The organism is Amycolatopsis sp. NPDC028719, from assembly GCF_055565395.1.
On sequence record NZ_JBVHUL010000002.1, the window covers coordinates 773,765 to 790,858 of the forward strand.

Annotated in this window: 21 protein-coding genes; 14 read left to right on the forward strand and 7 right to left on the reverse strand. The window is 72.3% G+C overall.

Going from position 1 to position 17,094, the window contains the following annotated elements; genetic code table 11:
- Positions 1-141: 141 nt before the first annotated feature.
- The 3 genes from ACZ4TR_RS11590 (at position 142) to ACZ4TR_RS11600 (ending at position 1,771) form a co-directional block, all read left to right on the forward strand.
- The gene (locus ACZ4TR_RS11590) at positions 142-471 is read left to right on the forward strand and encodes a plasmid stabilization protein (RefSeq protein ID WP_465286971.1); all 330 of its coding nucleotides are present in this window, start codon (positions 142-144) and stop codon (positions 469-471) included.
- A 62-nt stretch (positions 472-533) separates the two neighbouring features.
- A complete protein-coding gene (locus ACZ4TR_RS11595; protein ID WP_465286972.1) occupies positions 534-983 on the forward strand; it encodes an ATP-binding protein in 450 nt (149 codons plus the stop codon).
- On the forward strand, positions 980-1,771 hold the full coding sequence (locus ACZ4TR_RS11600; protein WP_465286973.1) for a SigB/SigF/SigG family RNA polymerase sigma factor: 792 nt from the start codon (positions 980-982) through the stop codon (positions 1,769-1,771). The genes ACZ4TR_RS11595 and ACZ4TR_RS11600 overlap by 4 nt, the downstream gene beginning before the upstream one ends.
- Positions 1,772-1,880: 109 nt before the next feature.
- On the opposite strand, the gene ACZ4TR_RS11605 is transcribed toward ACZ4TR_RS11600, so the two are convergent.
- Positions 1,881-3,398, reverse strand: a complete 1,518-nt coding sequence (locus ACZ4TR_RS11605) for a CYTH and CHAD domain-containing protein (RefSeq protein WP_465286974.1) — start codon at positions 3,396-3,398, stop codon at positions 1,881-1,883.
- A gap of 125 nt (positions 3,399-3,523) precedes the next feature.
- On the opposite strand from ACZ4TR_RS11605, the gene ACZ4TR_RS11610 reads away from it, so the two are divergent.
- Both ACZ4TR_RS11610 and ACZ4TR_RS11615 read left to right on the forward strand, forming a co-directional pair.
- Entirely contained in the window at positions 3,524-4,069 is a 546-nt protein-coding gene (locus ACZ4TR_RS11610; protein ID WP_364521748.1) for a hemerythrin domain-containing protein, read from the forward strand.
- Positions 4,070-4,101: 32 nt separating this feature from the next.
- Positions 4,102-4,899, forward strand: a complete 798-nt coding sequence (locus tag ACZ4TR_RS11615; RefSeq protein ID WP_465286975.1) for a GAF and ANTAR domain-containing protein — start codon at positions 4,102-4,104, stop codon at positions 4,897-4,899.
- Positions 4,900-4,963: 64 nt separating this feature from the next.
- On the opposite strand, the gene ACZ4TR_RS11620 is transcribed toward ACZ4TR_RS11615, so the two are convergent.
- The 3 genes from ACZ4TR_RS11620 to ACZ4TR_RS11630 all read right to left on the reverse strand — a co-directional run bounded on the left by ACZ4TR_RS11620 (position 4,964) and on the right by ACZ4TR_RS11630 (position 6,893).
- Positions 4,964-5,431 (reverse strand): hypothetical protein, encoded by a 468-nt coding sequence (locus tag ACZ4TR_RS11620; protein ID WP_465286976.1) that lies wholly within the window; start codon positions 5,429-5,431, stop codon positions 4,964-4,966.
- Between the two features lie 74 nt (positions 5,432-5,505).
- Complete coding sequence (locus ACZ4TR_RS11625) at positions 5,506-6,339, reverse strand: aldo/keto reductase (RefSeq protein WP_465286977.1); 834 nt, start codon at positions 6,337-6,339, stop codon at positions 5,506-5,508.
- A 92-nt stretch (positions 6,340-6,431) separates the two neighbouring features.
- The gene (locus ACZ4TR_RS11630) at positions 6,432-6,893 is read right to left on the reverse strand and encodes an SRPBCC family protein (protein ID WP_364521740.1); all 462 of its coding nucleotides are present in this window, start codon (positions 6,891-6,893) and stop codon (positions 6,432-6,434) included.
- 117 nt (positions 6,894-7,010) lie between these two features.
- On the opposite strand from ACZ4TR_RS11630, the gene ACZ4TR_RS11635 reads away from it, so the two are divergent.
- Genes ACZ4TR_RS11635 through ACZ4TR_RS11645 form a run of 3 tightly spaced genes read left to right on the forward strand, consistent with a single transcriptional unit; the run spans position 7,011 to position 7,989 of the window.
- A complete protein-coding gene (locus ACZ4TR_RS11635) occupies positions 7,011-7,424 on the forward strand; it encodes a phage holin family protein (RefSeq protein WP_465286978.1) in 414 nt (137 codons plus the stop codon).
- The gene (locus ACZ4TR_RS11640; protein WP_465286979.1) at positions 7,421-7,729 is read left to right on the forward strand and encodes a DUF3618 domain-containing protein; all 309 of its coding nucleotides are present in this window, start codon (positions 7,421-7,423) and stop codon (positions 7,727-7,729) included. The genes ACZ4TR_RS11635 and ACZ4TR_RS11640 overlap by 4 nt, the downstream gene beginning before the upstream one ends.
- Positions 7,726-7,989 (forward strand): DUF4235 domain-containing protein, encoded by a 264-nt coding sequence (locus ACZ4TR_RS11645; RefSeq protein WP_465286980.1) that lies wholly within the window; start codon positions 7,726-7,728, stop codon positions 7,987-7,989. The genes ACZ4TR_RS11640 and ACZ4TR_RS11645 overlap by 4 nt, the downstream gene beginning before the upstream one ends.
- Positions 7,990-8,045: 56 nt before the next feature.
- On the opposite strand, the gene ACZ4TR_RS11650 is transcribed toward ACZ4TR_RS11645, so the two are convergent.
- A complete protein-coding gene (locus ACZ4TR_RS11650; protein WP_364521732.1) occupies positions 8,046-8,417 on the reverse strand; it encodes an STAS domain-containing protein in 372 nt (123 codons plus the stop codon).
- 169 nt (positions 8,418-8,586) lie between these two features.
- On the opposite strand from ACZ4TR_RS11650, the gene ACZ4TR_RS11655 reads away from it, so the two are divergent.
- The 3 genes from ACZ4TR_RS11655 (at position 8,587) to ACZ4TR_RS11665 (ending at position 11,597) form a co-directional block, all read left to right on the forward strand.
- Entirely contained in the window at positions 8,587-9,876 is a 1,290-nt protein-coding gene (locus tag ACZ4TR_RS11655) for an NAD(P)/FAD-dependent oxidoreductase (RefSeq protein WP_465286981.1), read from the forward strand.
- A 12-nt stretch (positions 9,877-9,888) separates the two neighbouring features.
- Positions 9,889-10,443 carry a hypothetical protein gene (locus ACZ4TR_RS11660; RefSeq protein WP_465286982.1) on the forward strand — a complete coding sequence of 185 codons (555 nt, stop codon included), beginning with the start codon at positions 9,889-9,891 and terminating at the stop codon, positions 10,441-10,443.
- A 62-nt stretch (positions 10,444-10,505) separates the two neighbouring features.
- Positions 10,506-11,597 (forward strand): Rv2629 family ribosome hibernation factor, encoded by a 1,092-nt coding sequence (locus tag ACZ4TR_RS11665; RefSeq protein ID WP_465286983.1) that lies wholly within the window; start codon positions 10,506-10,508, stop codon positions 11,595-11,597.
- 55 nt (positions 11,598-11,652) lie between these two features.
- Here ACZ4TR_RS11665 and ACZ4TR_RS11670 read toward each other — a convergent pair whose 3' ends face one another.
- Both ACZ4TR_RS11670 and ACZ4TR_RS11675 read right to left on the reverse strand, forming a co-directional pair.
- Complete coding sequence (locus ACZ4TR_RS11670) at positions 11,653-11,847, reverse strand: DUF2630 family protein (RefSeq protein WP_364521724.1); 195 nt, start codon at positions 11,845-11,847, stop codon at positions 11,653-11,655.
- A 184-nt stretch (positions 11,848-12,031) separates the two neighbouring features.
- A complete protein-coding gene (locus tag ACZ4TR_RS11675; protein ID WP_465286984.1) occupies positions 12,032-12,919 on the reverse strand; it encodes a LysR family transcriptional regulator in 888 nt (295 codons plus the stop codon).
- 81 nt (positions 12,920-13,000) lie between these two features.
- Here ACZ4TR_RS11675 and ACZ4TR_RS11680 point away from each other — a divergent pair, with 81 nt between their 5' ends.
- From ACZ4TR_RS11680 to ACZ4TR_RS11690, 3 genes are read left to right on the forward strand one after another with little or no spacing between them, the layout of a single operon-like run.
- The gene (locus ACZ4TR_RS11680) at positions 13,001-14,299 is read left to right on the forward strand and encodes a type III PLP-dependent enzyme domain-containing protein (protein ID WP_465286985.1); all 1,299 of its coding nucleotides are present in this window, start codon (positions 13,001-13,003) and stop codon (positions 14,297-14,299) included.
- Positions 14,300-14,339: 40 nt separating this feature from the next.
- A complete protein-coding gene (locus ACZ4TR_RS11685) occupies positions 14,340-15,875 on the forward strand; it encodes an ArnT family glycosyltransferase (protein WP_465286986.1) in 1,536 nt (511 codons plus the stop codon).
- Between the two features lie 33 nt (positions 15,876-15,908).
- Positions 15,909-17,093: a 4-hydroxybenzoate 3-monooxygenase gene (locus ACZ4TR_RS11690; protein WP_465286987.1), complete on the forward strand. Its 1,185-nt coding sequence runs from the start codon at positions 15,909-15,911 to the stop codon at positions 17,091-17,093.
- Position 17,094: the final 1 nt, after the last annotated feature.

Here is a 17,094-nt window from a genome sequence, read left to right on the forward strand (position 1 = left end):
CGCCTCCTCTCGGTTTCGCCTCGCGTACCCGCTCCGCGGCGTGGGTAACCGGTGTCCGATACTGCTGGCTCATCGCCCGCGAGGGACGTTTACCCGATGATCGACCGGGTATTCGACCCGTGTAGTACGAAGGGAGCTGTCATGCCTCAGTCGTGGAGCGAGAAGCGCGAACGCCAGTACGAGCACGTCAAGGACTCGGCCGAGGACCGCGGAGCCGGCACCAAACGGGCGAAGGAGATCGCCGCCCGCACGGTGAACAAGAACCGCGCGCAGTCGGGCGAGTCCCGGCAGGCCAGCAAGACGTCCCTGAAGGACAAGTCGCCCCAGCAGCGCGGCGGCGAGCGTTCCGGCAACCGCAAGGGCCCCGGCGGCCCGACGAAGGACCAGCTCTACAACGAGGCGAAGAAGCGGAACATCAACGGGCGCTCGACAATGAGCAAGAAAGAGCTCGAACGGGCGCTCGGCCGGTGACCGAACCGGAAACCCCTGACCACGAAGTGTCGTCATTAGCCCAGATGGGTAGTACCTCCCGTATGGAAGAAACACGAACCGGTGGCTCGCACGGCGCCAAGCCGACGCTGGAAGAGCTGCTCGAGGAACTGGTGGAGCTGCGCCTGCCCGCCATGGCTGAGCAGATCCCCCTCGTCCGCATGCTCACCCACGGCGTGGTCTCACGCGCGGACTTCGGGCTGGACGCCATCGCCGACGCCAAGATGGCCGTCGACGAGGCCTGTGCGCAGCTCGTCCAGCTGGCCGAGCTGGGCACTCAGCTGCACTGCCGGTTCCGGCAGGGCGGCGACGGCCTGCACGTGACCATCTCGACGCGGTCGAACGACCCGCGGCCCCCGAGTGACCGCACCTTCGGCTGGCACGTGCTGACCACGCTCAGCCGCTCGGTGACCGCGCACTGTGACGTGCTGCCCGGAGGAGGCGCGGGCATCGTCACGATCGAACTGGTGCTCAACCCGGGAACGAGCGCGTGAGCGGCGAGCGAAAAACCCTCCTGCACCGCCCGGACGAATATGCCCACTGCGAGCCGCTGTTCGAGGAACTGGGCACCCTCGGCCCCGACGACCCGCGGCGCGACGTCGTCCGCAGCAAGCTGGTGACCGAGCTGCTGCCGCTCGCCGAGCACATCGCCACCCGCTTCTCGGGTCGTGGCGAGCCGCGCGAGGACCTGGTCCAGGTGGCCCGGATCGGCCTGATCAACGCGGTCGACCGGTTCGACCCCGACCGCGGCCACGACTTCCTGTCCTTCGCGGTGCCGACGATCATGGGCGAGGTGCGGCGCCACTTCCGGGACACCGGCTGGTCGGTGCGGGTCCCGCGGCGGCTCAAGGAGCTGCACCTGTCCCTGAGCCAGGGTTCGGCGGTGCTGTCCCAGCGCCTGGGCCGCGCGCCCACCCCGACCGAGCTCGCGGAGCACCTGAACCTGGACGTCGACGAAGTCCGCGAAGGGCTGCTGGCCGGCAACGCCTACCAGGCCCTTTCCGTCGACAAGCCGGTGCACGACGACGCCGAGGCGCTGTCGCTGGCGGACACCATGGGCGAACCCGACCACGAGATGGCGATGGTCGAGAACCACGAGGCCCTCCAGCCGCTGCTCCAAGAGCTGCCGAAGCGGGAGCGCGCGATCCTCGTGATGCGGTTCTTCGGCGGGCTGACCCAGACCCAGATCGCCGACCGCGTCGGCATCTCCCAGATGCACGTCTCCCGGCTGCTGTCGCAGACGCTGGAGCAGCTCCGCGGGAAGCTCACCGGCGAAGGCTGAGTCCCGCCCGGTTCCCGTCCCCTCGCCGACGTCTTGAATGAGTCATCCAGGTCTCGAGAGGTCCCGGACGACTCATTCAAGACGTTTCAGCGTGGGCCGGTAGCGCGGGTCAGCGGAGCCAGCCCGGCCGCCCGCCCTTGCGGAGCCGCCGCCACTCGCCCGCGAAGCGCTCGCGCAGCCGCTCCGCCCGCTCGGCGTCGCGCTCGTACAGCATCCCGAACGTGAACGTGTTCTGCCCCTCGCCGTGCCCGGCGATGGTGAGGTGGTGCAGGACGTCGCGGCCGACCGCGGTGTCCTGGTGCTCCCCCAGCGTGCTCTGGACGGCCTTGACGTTCTTGCGCCACTGCCGCAGCTTCTTGCCGTAGACCGGCTTGACGGTGTCGGCGGCGTACCGGGCCCGCTTCGCCTTCTTGCGGACCTCGTGCAGGGCCTTCTCGAGTTCATGGCCGTCCAGACCGCGCGCCGCCGCTTCGGCCCGGCGCAGCTTCTTCTCGGCCTCGCGCACCGGCTTGCGCAGGGCGGCCTTCGCGGGCTTGCGCGCCCGGCCGGTCAGCGACGGCTCCTCCACCACGGCGTCCAGCGCGCGCAGCAGGTTCCGGTACCGCTTGCCGTCCAGCGCCGTCATCGCCCGGGTGCGGCCTTCCTCGGATTCACGGGCGAAGTAGCGGGTGAGGTACTGGCGCAGCGGCCCGAACACCAGCTCGGACGGAACGTCGTCGAGCTGCTCGCGCAGCCGCTGCTCGGTCACCTCCGCGTCGCGGGCCGGCGCCAGCTGCTGCCCGAGCCACTTCAGCTCGGCCGCCAGTGGCGCGGTGGCGTCCTCGTCCACAATGGACCCGAACGTGCGCAGCGCGCTGCGCAGCTTCCGGGTCGCGACGCGCATTTGGTGCACGGAGTCCTCGACGTCCAGGCGCACCCCGACGTCCGCTCGGCGCAGCCGGGCGTAGTGCTCGCGCAGCGACGCCAGCACGACGTCACCCGCCGTCGGCTTCTTGCGGCCGCGCGCCGGCGCCGGAACGCGGTCGCCGATCAGGCGCCGCAGCTTCGACGGCCACGGCGAGGCCGAGGCGCCGGCTTCGGCCAGAGCCCGGTCGAACTCCTCGAGCCGGCCCGGTTCGGTCGCGGGGTCGAGTTCCAGCTCCAGCTCGCGCCACTCGTCGAGCCGCGCGCTCTCGCCGCCGGCTTCCCCCGTCACGTGGTCGTCGGTGAGGGTCGCGACGGTCCGGCCGTCGCCGTCGGCCAGCCGGTGGGCGAACCGGTCGGTGCGCAGGTGCGCGATCGGCACCAGCTTCTCCCCCAGCGTGTAGGCGCGCACGAGCCGGCGCAGCCGGCCGGGGACCTTGTTCGGGTCGCCGCCGAGCGGCAGCTGGATCTCCTGCCGCTCGTCGGCGGAGACCGGCAGCTTGAGGTGCCAGCCGGCGTCGTGCCCGCCGACGCGGCGCCGCAACGTGATGCCGCTCCTGGCCAGGCGGTAGGTCCCGGTGTCGTAATAGGACGCATCGAGGACCTGCTCGACGGGGTCGTCCTGGGTCTCGACGCCCGCGACGCCGACGAGCCGCGGCACCCCGCTGCCGGCCACGATCTCGTACTTGCGCTCGCGCTCGATCACCGACGACGGCGCTGCCATGGTCATCCTCCTCGGGGGCCGGTTGTCCTGACGAATACCCTCCCCGCGCCGGCCCGACACGGGATTCGACGGCCGGGCAGCGGGTATCCCCTACGGGAAAATCCGAGTCCGGACCAGGAGCGTGCATGAACGGCAGCCAGCCCGCAACCGACCTGACCACCGTGCTCGCCGGCGACCACCGCGAGCTGGACCGGCTGTGCACCGAGATCGAGCTCGGCCAGGGCAGTCCCGAGAACCGCAAGGACCTCGCCGACCACCTGACCGCGGAGCTCGTCCGCCACGCCGTCGCCGAGGAATCGTTCATCGACGGCGAAGGCGATCTCGCGGAGGCGGAGGGCCTGATGCGCGAACTGGAGGGCGTGGGACCGCAGGAGACGCGGTTCGAGCGCCTGCTGGGCGGGCTGATCCGCACCGTGCGCCGCCACGTCCACGACGAAGGCCCGGCGGCGGTGCGCCAGGTCCGGCTCACCTGCTCACCCGAGCGGCGGGCCGAGCTGGGCAAGGAGGTCCTGGCGGTGCGGGACGCCGCGGCGACGCTGCCCCACCCGGACCTGTCCGACCGGATGCCGCAGGCCGACCAGCTGTGGCCGGGTCCGGGTTTCGTCGACCGGGCGCGCGCCGCGCTGCGCGAGGCGGCCGGCTCGCGCGGTGGAGCACCGGCATCGGGTTGAATGGGGGCCCACCCCCGAGACGACGGAGACGCATGAGCATCGGCGAGGACGAGTGGGCCCGGGAGCGGGCCGGGTTCGGCCGGGACGGCACACCGCCGGCCGGTCCGCTGGCCGGCCAGTTCGCCGAGCTCACGCGTGCGCTCCTGGACGTGACCCCGACCGTCGGCGGAGTGCTCCGGCTGGTCGTCGGCGCCGCGAGCGCGCTCGTGCCGGACGCCGACCTGGTCAGCGTCACCCTGCGGGGACCCGACGGCAGCTACCACACGCCGGTCGAGACCGATCCGGTCGCGGTGCTGCTCGACCAGGTGCAGTACGACCACGGCGAAGGTCCGTGCGTCGAGTCGGCCCGCCCCGACGGCCCGGCCATCGCCTGGTCCCAGGACGTCGCGAACGACCCGCGCTGGCCGTCGTTCGGCCCGGCCGCGGCCGCCCACGGCTACCGCTCGGTGCTGGCGACGGCCCTGCTCCCCGACGCCCGCCCGCCCCGGCATTCGGGTGCGCTCAACATCTACTCGAGCCGGCCGGGCGCGTTCGACAGCCACGCGATCGACCTGGCGCTCCTGCTGGCGACGCACGCGTCCCTGGCGCTGGCACACACGGAGGCCGTGGCGACGACCGAACTGGAGACGGCGCACCTGCGCCGCGCGGTCGAGAGCCGGGACGTGATCGGCCAGGCGAAGGGCATCCTCATGCAACGCCGGGGCATCACCGCCGACGAAGCGTTCGACGTGCTGCGCGGCGCGTCCCAGGATCTCAACATCAAGCTGGCCGACCTGGCGCGGACGCTCGCCACCCGGCACACCGAAGTCGACCTGCCGGCGGACCGCTGACCCCGCGGCACGGACGAGGGCGGCACCTCCGACCGGGAAGTGCCGCCCTCGAACCGGAATCCGCTTACGAAGCCGAGTACGGGGACCGGTTCTCCAGCGACGGGCTGACGTCCGGGTACGCGCCCGGCTGACCCGGCACCGGGTTCACCGTCGGGCCCTGCAGCTCGGGTTCCCGCCGCTGCCGGCCGCCGCGCTGCACGACCGCCTCCACCTCCTGCTCACCACGGATGCGGGACAGGGCCGCGAGCGTGATCGCGTGCGCCACGGCGAGGATCAGCAGCAGCACGCCGAGCCGCCCGACGACGCCCGGCAGGTCGCTGTCGCCCATGTTGATGGTCGAGATGAGCGCCAGCACGCCCAGCGTCGCCAGGTGGAACAACACTGTGACCAGCCGGGTCATCGACGCGCCGGCCGCCGGGTCGCCGTAGGAGTTCTCCAGGTAGCGGCGGCCGCTGCGGTAGATGATCTGCCCGTCGATCAGGACCAGCACCACGCCGATCGCGAGGAACGACAGGTACGCGTTCGTGGTCATGCCGGGACGCTCCTTCTCCTGGGGGGACCTCTTCGGGTGAAGTACCCGGCCGGTCGCGGAGGGAAACGCCGCGGTCACCCCGTGAAGGTGTCCGGGTCCGGCCCGGTGCGGCGGCCGGCGTCCAGCTTGCCGATCGCCGTCATGTCCTCGTCGTCGAGCTCGAAGCCGAACACGTCGATGTTCTGCTTGATCCGCTCCGGCGAAGACGACTTGGGGAAGACGATGGTGCCGAGCTGGATGTGCCACCTCAGCACCACCTGCGCGGCCGTCCGACCGTGTTTCTCGGCCAAGTCCGTCAGCACGGGGTCGTCGAGGACCTCCGCCTGGGCCAAGGGACTCCACGCCTCGGTGGCGATGCCGTGCTCCTGGTGGTAGGCGCGCAGCTCCGTCTGCTGCAACGCCGGGTGCAGCTCGATCTGGTTGACCGCGGGCGCCACGGAGGTCTCTTCGGCGAGGCGGTCGAGGTGAGCGGGCTGGAAGTTCGAGACGCCGACGGCACGGGCCTTGCCCGCGCGCAGGATGTCTTCGAAGCCCAGCCAGGTCCGGACGTAGTTGTCCTTGTGCGGCAACGGCCAGTGGATCAGGTACAGGTCGACGTACTCGAAGCCCAGGCGCCGCAGGCTGCCCTCCAGCGCCGTGATCGCGTTGTCGTGGCCGTGCGCGTCGTTGGCCAGCTTGGTCGTGACGAACACGTCTTCCCGCGCGACGCCCGACTCCGCGATGCCGGCGCCGACACCCTCTTCGTTCCGGTACATCTGCGCCGTGTCGAGGTGGCGGTAGCCGGCCTCCAGCGCGGTCCGCACGGTCCGGGCAGTCTCCTCGGGCGGGATCTGGAACACACCGAACCCGAACTGCGGGATCCGCACGCCGTTGTTCAGCTCCACGGCCGGGACTGGGTTGGTCGTCATGCGTGCGGCCTACCCGAGGCCCCCGGACGCGAAACACGGCGGGGCGGTGTCCGCCCCGCCGTGTCACCCGATCGTGTGACGCTGGTGTATCGCTAGCTCCCCGGGCGGTCCACGTCACCGCGCCACGCGCCGGTCTCGCCGCCGCGCTGCTCGATGAACTCCTTGAACCGCTTCAGGTCGCCCTTCACGCGGCGGTCGAGGACACCGAGCTTGTCCGCCACGTTTTCGGCGAAGCCCTCGGGGTCGATGTCCATCTGGGCGGTCACCCGGGTGTGCGCGTCGTCGAGCCGGTGGAAGGTGATCACGCCGGCGTGGTCCGGACCGGAGTCGGACGTCCAGGCGACCCGCTCGTCGGGGTGCTGCTCGGTGATCGTCGCGTCGAACTCGCGCGTCACGCCACCGAACCGGGTCACCCAGTGGGTGTGGGTGGCGTCGACCTGGCGGATCTCTTCGACGCCCTCCATGAACCGCGGGAACTCCTCGAACTGCGTCCACTGGTTGTAGGCGGTCGAAACGGGGACTTCCACGTCCACGATTTCGGTGATCGTGCTCATGCACTCTCCTCCTCTTCGGGGTCGGGTGATCCGGCTACCCGGTGCCGCACCGGTCAAACCCGGCGCGGTTGACGCTGGGCGGATCGGGTACACGGCGGACAGACAAGGAGGTGTTCCGTGATCGAAGAAGTGAACAAGAAACCGGCGGCCGACCGCTCGGTCGGCGAGCTGGTGACGGACCTGACCGACGAAGTCAAGCGGCTCGTCCGGGACGAGATGCGGCTGGCCGTCTTCGAACTGCAGCGCAAGGGCAAGAAGATGGGCGTCGGCGCCGGGCTGTTCGGTGCGGCGGGCTTGTTCGCGCTGTTCGGCGCCGGCACGCTGGTCGCGGCCGCCGTGCTCGCGCTCGCGCTGGTGGTGCCCGGCTGGCTGGCCGCGGTGATCGTCGCGGTCGCGCTGTTCCTGGTCGCCGGCGTCGCCGCGCTGGTCGGCAAGAAGGAAGTCACCCAAGGCGTGCCACCGGTGCCCGAAGAAGCCATCAGCGGCGTCCGGCAGGACGTGGACACCGTGAAGCAGGGAGTGCACTCATGAGCGGGGACTTCCCGAAGAACGCCGAAGAGGCGCGGCTCGACCGGGACACCACGCGGGAGGAACTGAGCGAGACCCTGGAAGCGCTCGGGCAGAAGCTCGACGTGAAGAGCCGGGTCAAGGAGAACGTCGACGAGAAGCTCGACCAGGCGACCGCGAAGGTCGCCGACGTGACGAACGAGCCGACCGCGGTCAAGTTCCGCCAGGGCGCCGAGATCGTGCGGAGCAACCCGGTGCCGATCTTCGCCGGCGTGCTGGGCCTGCTGATCGTGATCCGGCTGATCCTGCGACGGAGGAACGACTCGTGAACAAGGTCTTGTACAAGCCGCTGAGCTGGGTCGTCGGCGCCCTCGGGGGCATTCTCGCCGGCCAGGCGTTCAAGCAGGTCTGGAAGCGCGTGGCCGGCGAAGAAGACGTGCCCGACGCCACCGACCGCGACTACACCTGGCGGCAGGTGATCATCGCGGCGGCGGTGCAGGGCGCGATCTTCGCCGCGGTCAAGGCCGCGACCGAGCGCGCGGGGGCCGTCGGGTACGAGAAGGCCACCGGCGACTGGCCGGACGACTGATCGCCGTACTCACCGAGTCCCCGTAGTGGACGGCGGGAGGCGGGACCGCCGGGCGGTCACGCCTCCCGGCCGGGCTCGGGCACCGGGGTCAGCTCGGCGAGCGCGGCACCGACCCGGGGGTGGATCTCCAGCAGGACGTCCGCGCCGGTGGCCTCCAGCGAGCGGGTGACGGCGTGACCGCCGGGGACGACGGCGAGCTCGGCCCGGGTGTTCGCCTCGAGCAGCGACCGGACACCGGCGCAGCTGAGGAAGGCGACCCGGGTGAGGTCGACGACCAGCCGCTCGCCCGCAGCGAGGGCTTCGTCGAGAATTTCGACAGTGGCCGCGTCGATGTCCCCGACCAGGGTGACCACGCGGATCCCGCCCGGTCGCTCGGTGGTGGTGAAGGTCAGGCCGGACGGTTCGTCGATCGTGCGAAAGCAGTACATGGCGCTCCCTATCGCAGCGTGCAGGGGCGCTGACCGGAGCACTTGATTCTGAACAACAGCCAACCCCTCTGACCGTACGCCACTGGGCCACCAGGTCAAGCCTGCGGGGTTTCCCCGCTCCGACCTCGGGTAATCGCCGGAGACGGAAATCCGGCCCGGAAGGAGATCCATGCGAGTCGTGATCGTCGGCGGTGGTTTCGCCGGTTACCACGCGGCCAAGAGCCTGCGGAAGAGTGCCGGTGAGGACGTCGAAGTGGTCGTGCTCAACCCCACCGACTACTTCCTCTACCTGCCCCTGCTGCCCGAAGTGGCGGCCGGCATCCTCGACCCGCGCCGCGTGACGGTCTCGATCCCCGAGACGCTGCCCGGCGTCCGCCTCGTGCTCGGCGTCGCGACCGGAGTCGACTTCGACACCCGGCACGTCACCTACACGGACCCGGAGGACCGGGAACACCGGATCGGGTACGACCGGCTGGTGCTCGCCGCGGGCAGCGTCAACAAGCTCCTGCCCATCCCCGGTGTCCCGGAGTACGCGCACGGGTTCCGCGGGGTGCCCGAAGCGCTGTACCTGCGCGACCACATCACCCGCCAGATCGAGCTGGCCGCCGCGGCCGAGGACCCCGCCGAACGCGACGCGCGCTGCACGTTCGTCGTCGTCGGTGCCGGCTACACCGGGACCGAGGTCGCCGCGCAGGGCCCCGCGTTCACCGGTGCCCTCGCCGCGCGCCATCCCGAACTGGCCGGGCAGAAGATCCGCTGGCTGCTGCTCGACGTCGCCGAGCGGGTGCTGCCCGAGCTCGGCAAGCGCCTGGGCAAGACCGCCGACGAAGTGCTGCGCGCCCGCGGGGTCGAGGTGCTGATGAAGACCTCGGTCGACCACGCCGACGCCAAGGGCGTCACGCTGACGAACGGCGAACCGGTGCCGACCCACACCCTCGTCTGGTGCGTCGGCGTGCGGCCGGACCCGCTGGTGGCCGACCTCGGGCTCGAGACGGCCAAGGGCCGGCTCTGCGTCACCGAGCAGCTGAACGTGCCCGGCCGTGACGACGTCTTCGCGTGCGGGGACGCGGCCGCGGTGCCCGACCTCACCCGCCCCGGTCAGTACACGGCGATGACCGCGCAGCACGCCGAGCGGCAGGGGAAGCTCGCCGGGCGCAACGTCGCGGCGTCGCTGGGGTACGGCCGCCCCGGCACCTACCGCCACCACGACCTCGGCTTCGTCGTCGACCTCGGTGCCGGCGCCGCCGCGGCGAACCCGTTGCACATCCCGCTTTCCGGGCTGCCGGCGAAGGTCGTGACCCGCGCGTACCACCTCATGGCGATGCCCGGGAACCGCGTGCGCACGGCCGTCGACTGGATCCTGGACCGGCTGACCGGCCGTCAGACCGTCCAGCTGGGACTCGTCCGTTCCGGCGCGGTGCCGCTCGACACCGATTCCCCCGAACTCCCCCGACGCTGAAGGGAACCACCCATGTCCGTCGAACCCCAGCCCGCGCGCTCCGAGGGCCCGTCGGTGGTCACCGCCGGCGACCTGGCCGGGCCCAAGATCATCGTGCTCGACCCGGCCGGTGCCGCCCGCCACGACGAGCTGCCGGCGACCTGGCGGCCGCTGGCCGAGCAGCGCGGGATCTTCTGGTGCCGGGTCCCCGCCGGGGGTGCGCTGACCGAGGCCGACGACCTGGTGGGCGACCACGGGCCGGGCGACCCCGAGATCGCCGTCGTGGCGAGCGGCCCGTTCGCGGCCGATGCCCTGCAGCTCGTCGAGCGGCACCTGGGCGCGGCCGCGCACCTGCTGCTGGTGGATCCGGCTTCGGACGCCTTCCTCCCGTCCGGCGACGCCGCGGAGGCGAACGAAAAGTGGCTGGCCGAGCACGACGAGGTCGTGGCCAAGGTGCGCGAAGCGGGCACGGACGTGCGGCTGATCGCCTCGACCACCGAGGGGCCGGAGGACCGCGTGCCCCCGCCGCTGCCGCTGGGTCACCCGGACGTGGTGGCGGGGGTCCGGTCCGCGCTCGGCGACGTTTAGCCCCCGGCACGCGCGGTAACCGCCGCCTGCTCCCGTCCACCGAGCGCCGAAAGGAGTCCACTGTGGACACGTCCGCGTTGCGCGATCTCACCACGGCTTCCGGGCCGTTCGCCTCCGTGCACTTCGACTTTTCGCACGACACCGAAGACGCCGCCAAGCAGCTCGAGCTCCGGCTGAAGGAGATCGAGGCCGCACTGAGCGATCAGCGCGCCGACGCCGAGACGGTGGACGCCGTCCTGCGGGCGATCCGCGAGAGCGAGCCGCCCGTCGGCAAGGCCGGCCGCAGCATCGTCGCCGCGCACGGCTCGGTGCTGCTCGACCGGCGCCTGGCCGCACCGCCGCCGCAGCAGGTCGTCCGGTTCTCACCGCTGCCCTACCTGCTTCCGCTCGCGACGCACACCGAGGAGAACCCGAGGTACGTGCTCGTCGTGGCCGACCGGATCGGCGCCGAGATCACCGAGTACGCCGGCGGCGAACCGCGCACCACGACGGTCGAGGGCGAAGATCACCCGGTGCACAAGGTGCGTGGCGGCGGCACGGCGCACCACAACCTCCAGAACGCCGCCGAGGAGACGGCCCGCCGCAACCTGGTGACCATCGCCGACCACGTGGGGAAGGCGGTCGAGCGGTGCGGCGCGCGGCTGGTCGTCCTGGCCGGCGAGAAGCAGGCCCGCACGGCGCTCCATCAGACGTTGCCGGAGCCGGTCCGCCGGATCGCCGCGGAGGTCGACGCGGGCAGCCGGGCCGACGGCTCGGCGCGCGAGGAGCTGGACCGGCAGGTCCACGAACTGCTGGCCGGCCGCCACCTCGCGGAGCTGGACGACCTGGCCGACCGGTTCCGCGCGGGCACGGGCCGCGAAGGCGGCCTGGCGGTGAGCGGCCTGGAGGCGGTGACGAGCGCGCTCGCCGAGGCGAACGTCGAGACGCTGCTGGTGGGCTCGCCCGGCGAGACGTCGGTCTTCGGCGGCCCGGACCCGGCGCAGGTCGCCGTGGGCAAGGCCGGCTTGCAGGCGCTCGGCGTGTCGCAGCCGGAACAGCGCCGGGCGGACGAGGCGATCCCGTTCGCGGCGGTCGCCACGGGCGCGGAGGTCGTGGTGCTGGACGAGCGCGTCGACCTTTGGGAAGGCTTCGGCGCCCTGCTGCGGCACTCCTGATCGCACCGGCGGGGACAGCTGGGCGTCAGTCGTCGTCAGTCGTCGTCAGTCGTCGTCAGTCGTCGTCGAAGACCGACAGGGCTTGGCGGCGGTGCAGCAGGTCGACAGCCGCGTCGAGCTGACGTTCGAGGTCCTTGAGGCGGAGCCGCTCGTCGGCGGTCAGCCCGCCGTGGTGGAGGGCGCCCTTGCGCAGCCGGTGCTCCTCGTCGATCAGGTCGGCGATGCGGTCGGTGATTTCGTGGCCTGCCATGGAAATCCCCTCCTGTCCGCTCGCGAGCATACGCCCGCGCGGGGTCCGCGCCCGGGTGATCCACGTCGCCCGGTCGCGGGCCCCGCGCGGGTCCGGCCGCGAGTGGCGGTCGGCTCCGAGCGCCCCAATGTGGCGTCCGGCGCGCCCCACGCACCCAAAGTGGCATTCGGTGCGTAAGCCCTGCCTACGCCTCCGCGCCGCCGCGAGCCGAAGCCACGAACGCCCGCACCACCGGCGTGACCACCCCGGCGCGCCAGGCCAGCCCCAGGTCGATCACCGGTACCGGCTCCTCCAGCCGTCGCAGCACCACCCCCCGGCGCTTCAACCCCCGCGCCCGGTGTTCCGGCACCGCCGCGATCCCGGCGCCCTCCGCGACCGCGCGCATCAGCTGCTCGTCCTCCGGCTCCTCGCGGACGATCCGCGGCAGCCCGCCCGGCCAGACCTGCGCGCTGATCGCGTCGTACTGGCCCGGGCCGTTCTCCCGAGGCCAGAACACCACCGGTTCGGTAGCGATCCACGCCCGCCGAACCCGGCCGCGGCGCCGGGCCAGCGCGTGTCCCGACGGCACCGCGAGCAGCACCTCCTCCGAACCGACCACCGCCACCTCGATGCCCGGCGAGACCACCGGCGGCCGCACGAACCCCACGTCGATCTCCCCCGCCGCCAGCCGCGCCAGGTTCAAGCTCGTCCAGCCCGTCTCCAACGCCAGCTCCACCTCCGGGAAGGCCGCCCGGTACGCCGCCACCAGGTCGCCGGCCAGCGGACCCGGTGCCGACCGCGTGTACGCGATCCGCAGTCGCCCCGCGTCACCCCGGCCGGCCGCCGCGATCACGCCGCGCGCCCGGTCCAAACGCGAAAGCAGTTCCCGCGCCTCCGCCGCCGCCACGCGCCCCGCCTCCGTCAACGCGAACCGCGGGCCCGACCGGTCGAGCAGCGCCACCCCCAGTTCCGCTTCGAACGCCCGGATCTGCTGGCTCAGGGAAGGCTGCGACACGAACAGCCGCGCGGCCGCCCGCGTGAAGTGCATCTCCTCGGCGAGCACGGCGAAGTAGTGCCATCGGCGCAGGTCCACCCAGCCACTATAGGCCGGGCCTATAGATCGAGAGGGACGAAGTCTTGGACCGCCCGCGCGAAGCGGTCCAAGACTGGAGACGTGAACCGCACCGACCGCAAGCTCCTCGCCCTGGCCGCCGCCGCGGACCGGAACCTCCTCGACCCGATGGCCGGCTTCGTCGACCTCGCCGGGATCCGCGAAGCCGTCGAAGACCTGACCAAGGCGTTCGCGCCGCTCGGGCGCGTCCAGCACACCGTCGCCGCCAAGGCGTGCGGCCTGGCGCCCGTCCTGCGGTACCTCGCCGACCTCGGGGTCGACGCCGAGGTCGCGAGCCCGGGCGAGACCGCGGTCGCCGAGGCCGCTGGGATCCGCGGCCCGCGGCTCGTCCTCGACTCCCCCGCCAAGACGACCGCCGAGCTCGCGCACGCCCTGGCCGAAGGCACCGCGATCAACGCCGACAACTTCCAGGAGCTGGCCCGGCTCGACGCGCTGGCCGGCGACCACCCGCGCTCGGTCCTCGGCCTGCGGATCAACCCCCAGGTCGGCGCGGGCCGGATCGGCGGCACCAGCACCGCGACCGCGACGTCGAAGTTCGGCATTCCCTTGCAGGACAACCGGACTCTCCTCATCGAAGCCTTCCGGCGACGGCCGTGGCTGACCCGGCTGCACGTCCACGTCGGCTCGCAGGGCTGCCCGCCGGAGCTGATGGCCGGCGGCGTCGCCGCGGTGCACGCCCTCGCCGAGGAGATCAACGCCGAGGCCGGGTACCGGCAGGTCACCAGCCTCGACCTCGGCGGCGGCCTGCCGGTGAACTTCGCTTCCGAGGCCCCGGGCCCGACCTACGCCGACTACGTCACCACACTCCTGGCGAAAGTCCCCGCACTCGCCGACGGGCGCTACACGTTCGTCACCGAGTTCGGCCGGTCCCTGCTGGCGAAGAACGGCTTCCTCGTCAGCGCCGTCGAGTACACGAAGGTCGCGGGCGGCCGGCCCATCGCCGTGACGCACGCGGGCGCGCAGGTCGCGGCCCGCACGGTGCTCCAGCCGGAGCACTGGCCGCTGCGGCTGACCGCCCTCGACGGCCGGGGCCACCCGAAGACCGGACCCGAGGTACCGCAGGACATCGCCGGTCCGCTGTGCTTCGCCGGTGACCTCCTGGCGAAAGAGCGGCCGCTGCCGCTGCTCGAGCCCGGCGACCTGGTCGTCGCCCACGACACCGGGGCCTACTACTTCGGCGCGCACTACGCCTACAACACCCTGCCGCGCCCGGCCGTGCACGGCTTCACGGTGACCGAGCGCGGCGACGTCCGGTTCACCCCGATCCGCCGGGCGCAGTCCGTGGCCGAGCTCGTCGCGGACGCGGGCGGCGAATACGTCGGAGCGCTCCCGGAAGCATGATCACCGGCGTACCATCCGGGCACGCCGAGGGGAGACTGCCATGGGGGCCGGTCGTGCGCGAGATTTTCGAGAGTCCGAGCCAACCGCCCGGGCGGCACAGCTGCCGCGGTTCGCCGCGCTGCCGGTGGGCCTCGTCGTCGCCGCGCAGGCGGTGGTCCTCACCGTGTTGTCCGGCCGCTACGGCTTCCACCGCGACGAGCTGTACTTCGTCGCGGCGGGCCACCGGCCGGACTGGGGCTACGTCGACAACCCGCCGATCACGCCGTGGCTCGCCCGCGCGTCGACGGCGGTGTTCGGCGAGACGCCGTCCGGGCTGCGCGTGGTCGCGACCCTGCTCGGCATGGCGACGGTGGTGGTCGTCGCACTGATCGCCCGCGAGTTCGGCGGCGGCCGCGGCGCGCAGCTGTGCACCGCGATCGCGACGGCGCTCTCGGCGTACGTCCTCGTGGTGTCGCACATGCTGGCCACCAACTCCGCCGACGTGCTGCTGTGGTCGCTGATCGCGCTGTCCGGGTTGAAGCTCCTGCGCACGGGGGACGGCCGGTGGTGGCTCGCCGTCGGGGCCGCCGCGGGGCTCGGCATGGCGAACAAGTGGCTAGTCCTGCTCCTGCTGTCCGGGCTCGGCATCGGCGTGGCCGTAGCCGGCCCGCGCCGGGTGCTGCGGACGTGGTGGCTCGCGGCCGGCGTCGGGATCGCCACTGTGCTCGCCGCGCCGGTCGTGCTCTGGCAGGCGTCGCACGGCTGGCCGATGCTCACCGTCGCCGGCGGGATCAGCGACGACGACGGCGGCGAGAACCGCGCCCTGTTCGTGCCGATGCAGCTGGTCTACCTCTCCCCCGTGCTGGTGCCCGTGTGGATCGCCGGGCTCCTGCGGCCGTGGCGTGACCCCGCCCTGCGGTGGGCCCGCGCTCTCGCGATCGCGTACCCGGTGGTGTGTGTCGAACTCCTGGTTCTCGGCGGGAAGCCGTACTACTCGGTGCCGTTGCTGCTGCCGCTCGTGGCGCTCGGCGCGGAACCGGCGCTGCGGTGGCTGGACCGGGGCGGGACCGCGCGGCGGGTACTCACCGGCGCGGCGGCCGTGGTGTGCGCGGCCGTGTCCGTCCTCACCGGACTCCCGGTGGTGCCGGCGGCGGCCCTGAACGGTCCGCTGCTGGCGGTCAACAAGGAACCCGGCGAGCAGGTCGGCTGGCCCGGGTTCGCCGACACCGTCGCCGGCGCGTGGGCGCGGATCCCGGCCACCGAGCGGGACACCGCGGTGCTCCTCGCCGGGAACTACGGGGAAGCGGGCGCACTCGAGCGCTACGGTCCCGAGCGCGGGCTGCCCCAGCCGTACTCGCCGCACATGTCCTACGCCGACTGGGGCCCGCCGCCGGACCGGCAGGTCGGCCCGGTGCTGCTCGTCGGGAGCTTCGAGCGCGGCTCGCCCGCGTCGCGGCTGATCACCGGCTGCCGGGTGCTGGCCAAGCACCACAACGCCGAAGGCGTCGACAACGACGAAGAAGGCGTCATGCTCTCGCTGTGCACGCTGACCGAGCCGTGGTCGACGGCGTGGCCCGTCTTGCGTCAGTTCTACTGAACGATTTGCCCGGTTCGCGCTACTCTCGGGCGCATGGTGGCGAGGCGCACGGCGGTGGCCGTGGTGGGGGCGGGCCCGGCCGGGCTCACGGTGGCGAACCTCCTGCGGCGCGCGGGGATCGGCTGCGTGCTGCTGGAACAGGAGAGCCGGGCGTTCATCGAACAGCGGCCGCGGGCCGGGTTCATCGAGGAGTGGGCTGTCCGCGGGCTCGAACAACGCGGTCTGGGCGAGCAGCTCGTCGCGAAGGCACCGCGGCACGAGCAGTTCGAGTTCCGGTTCGCCGGGCAGCGGCACCCCTTCCGCTACGGCGACGTCACCGGGCAACGCCATTTCGTTTACCCGCAACAGCTTCTGGTGACCGACCTGGTCGCGCAGTACACCGACGCGGGCGGCGAGGCCGTCTTCGAGGTCTCCGACGTCCGGCTGCACGACCTGACGTCGGACTCCCCCGCCGTCACGTTCCGGACCGCCGAGGGCGAACACCGGATCGACTGCAATTTCGTCGCCGGCTGCGACGGCGCCCGCGGCGTCACGCAGGGGTACCTGCCGCCGGAAACCACCGTGAAGTCCCACCACGACTACGGAATCGGCTGGCTGGCCCTGCTCGCGGAAGCACCGCCGTCCGCCGACGGGGTGCTGTTCGGCATCCACCCGCGCGGGTTCGGCGCCCACATGGCCCGCACACCCACCGTGACGCGGTTCTACCTGCAGACCGCGGCGGGCGAAACCGAAGCGGACTGGCCCGACGAGCGCGTCTGGACGGAGCTGCAGGCCCGGCTCTCGGTGCCGGACGGTCCGATCACCGAAGGAAAGCTGATCGAGAAGCGGATCCTCGACATGCACAACTACGTCGTGGAGCCGATGTCCCACGGCCGCCTGCACCTGGCGGGCGAGTCGGCGCACCTGGTCGCGCCGATCGCGGCGAAGGGCATGAACCTCGCCCTGCACGACGCGTTCCTGCTCGCCGAGGCCTACCAGGCGTACTACGCGGGCGATGCCACGCGGCTGGCCGGGTACTCCGCCGCGTGCCTGCCGCTGGTGTGGCAGTACCAGGAGTTTTCGCTGTGGCTGTCCGACATCTTCCACCACACCGCGGCCGCGGACGACAACCCGTTCGCGGCGCGCATCGCGGAGGCCCGGATGCGGCGCCTGCTGGGTTCGCCCGCGGCCGCGGCGGCGTTCGCGGAGCTGTACATCGGCAAGAACGCGGATTTCTGAA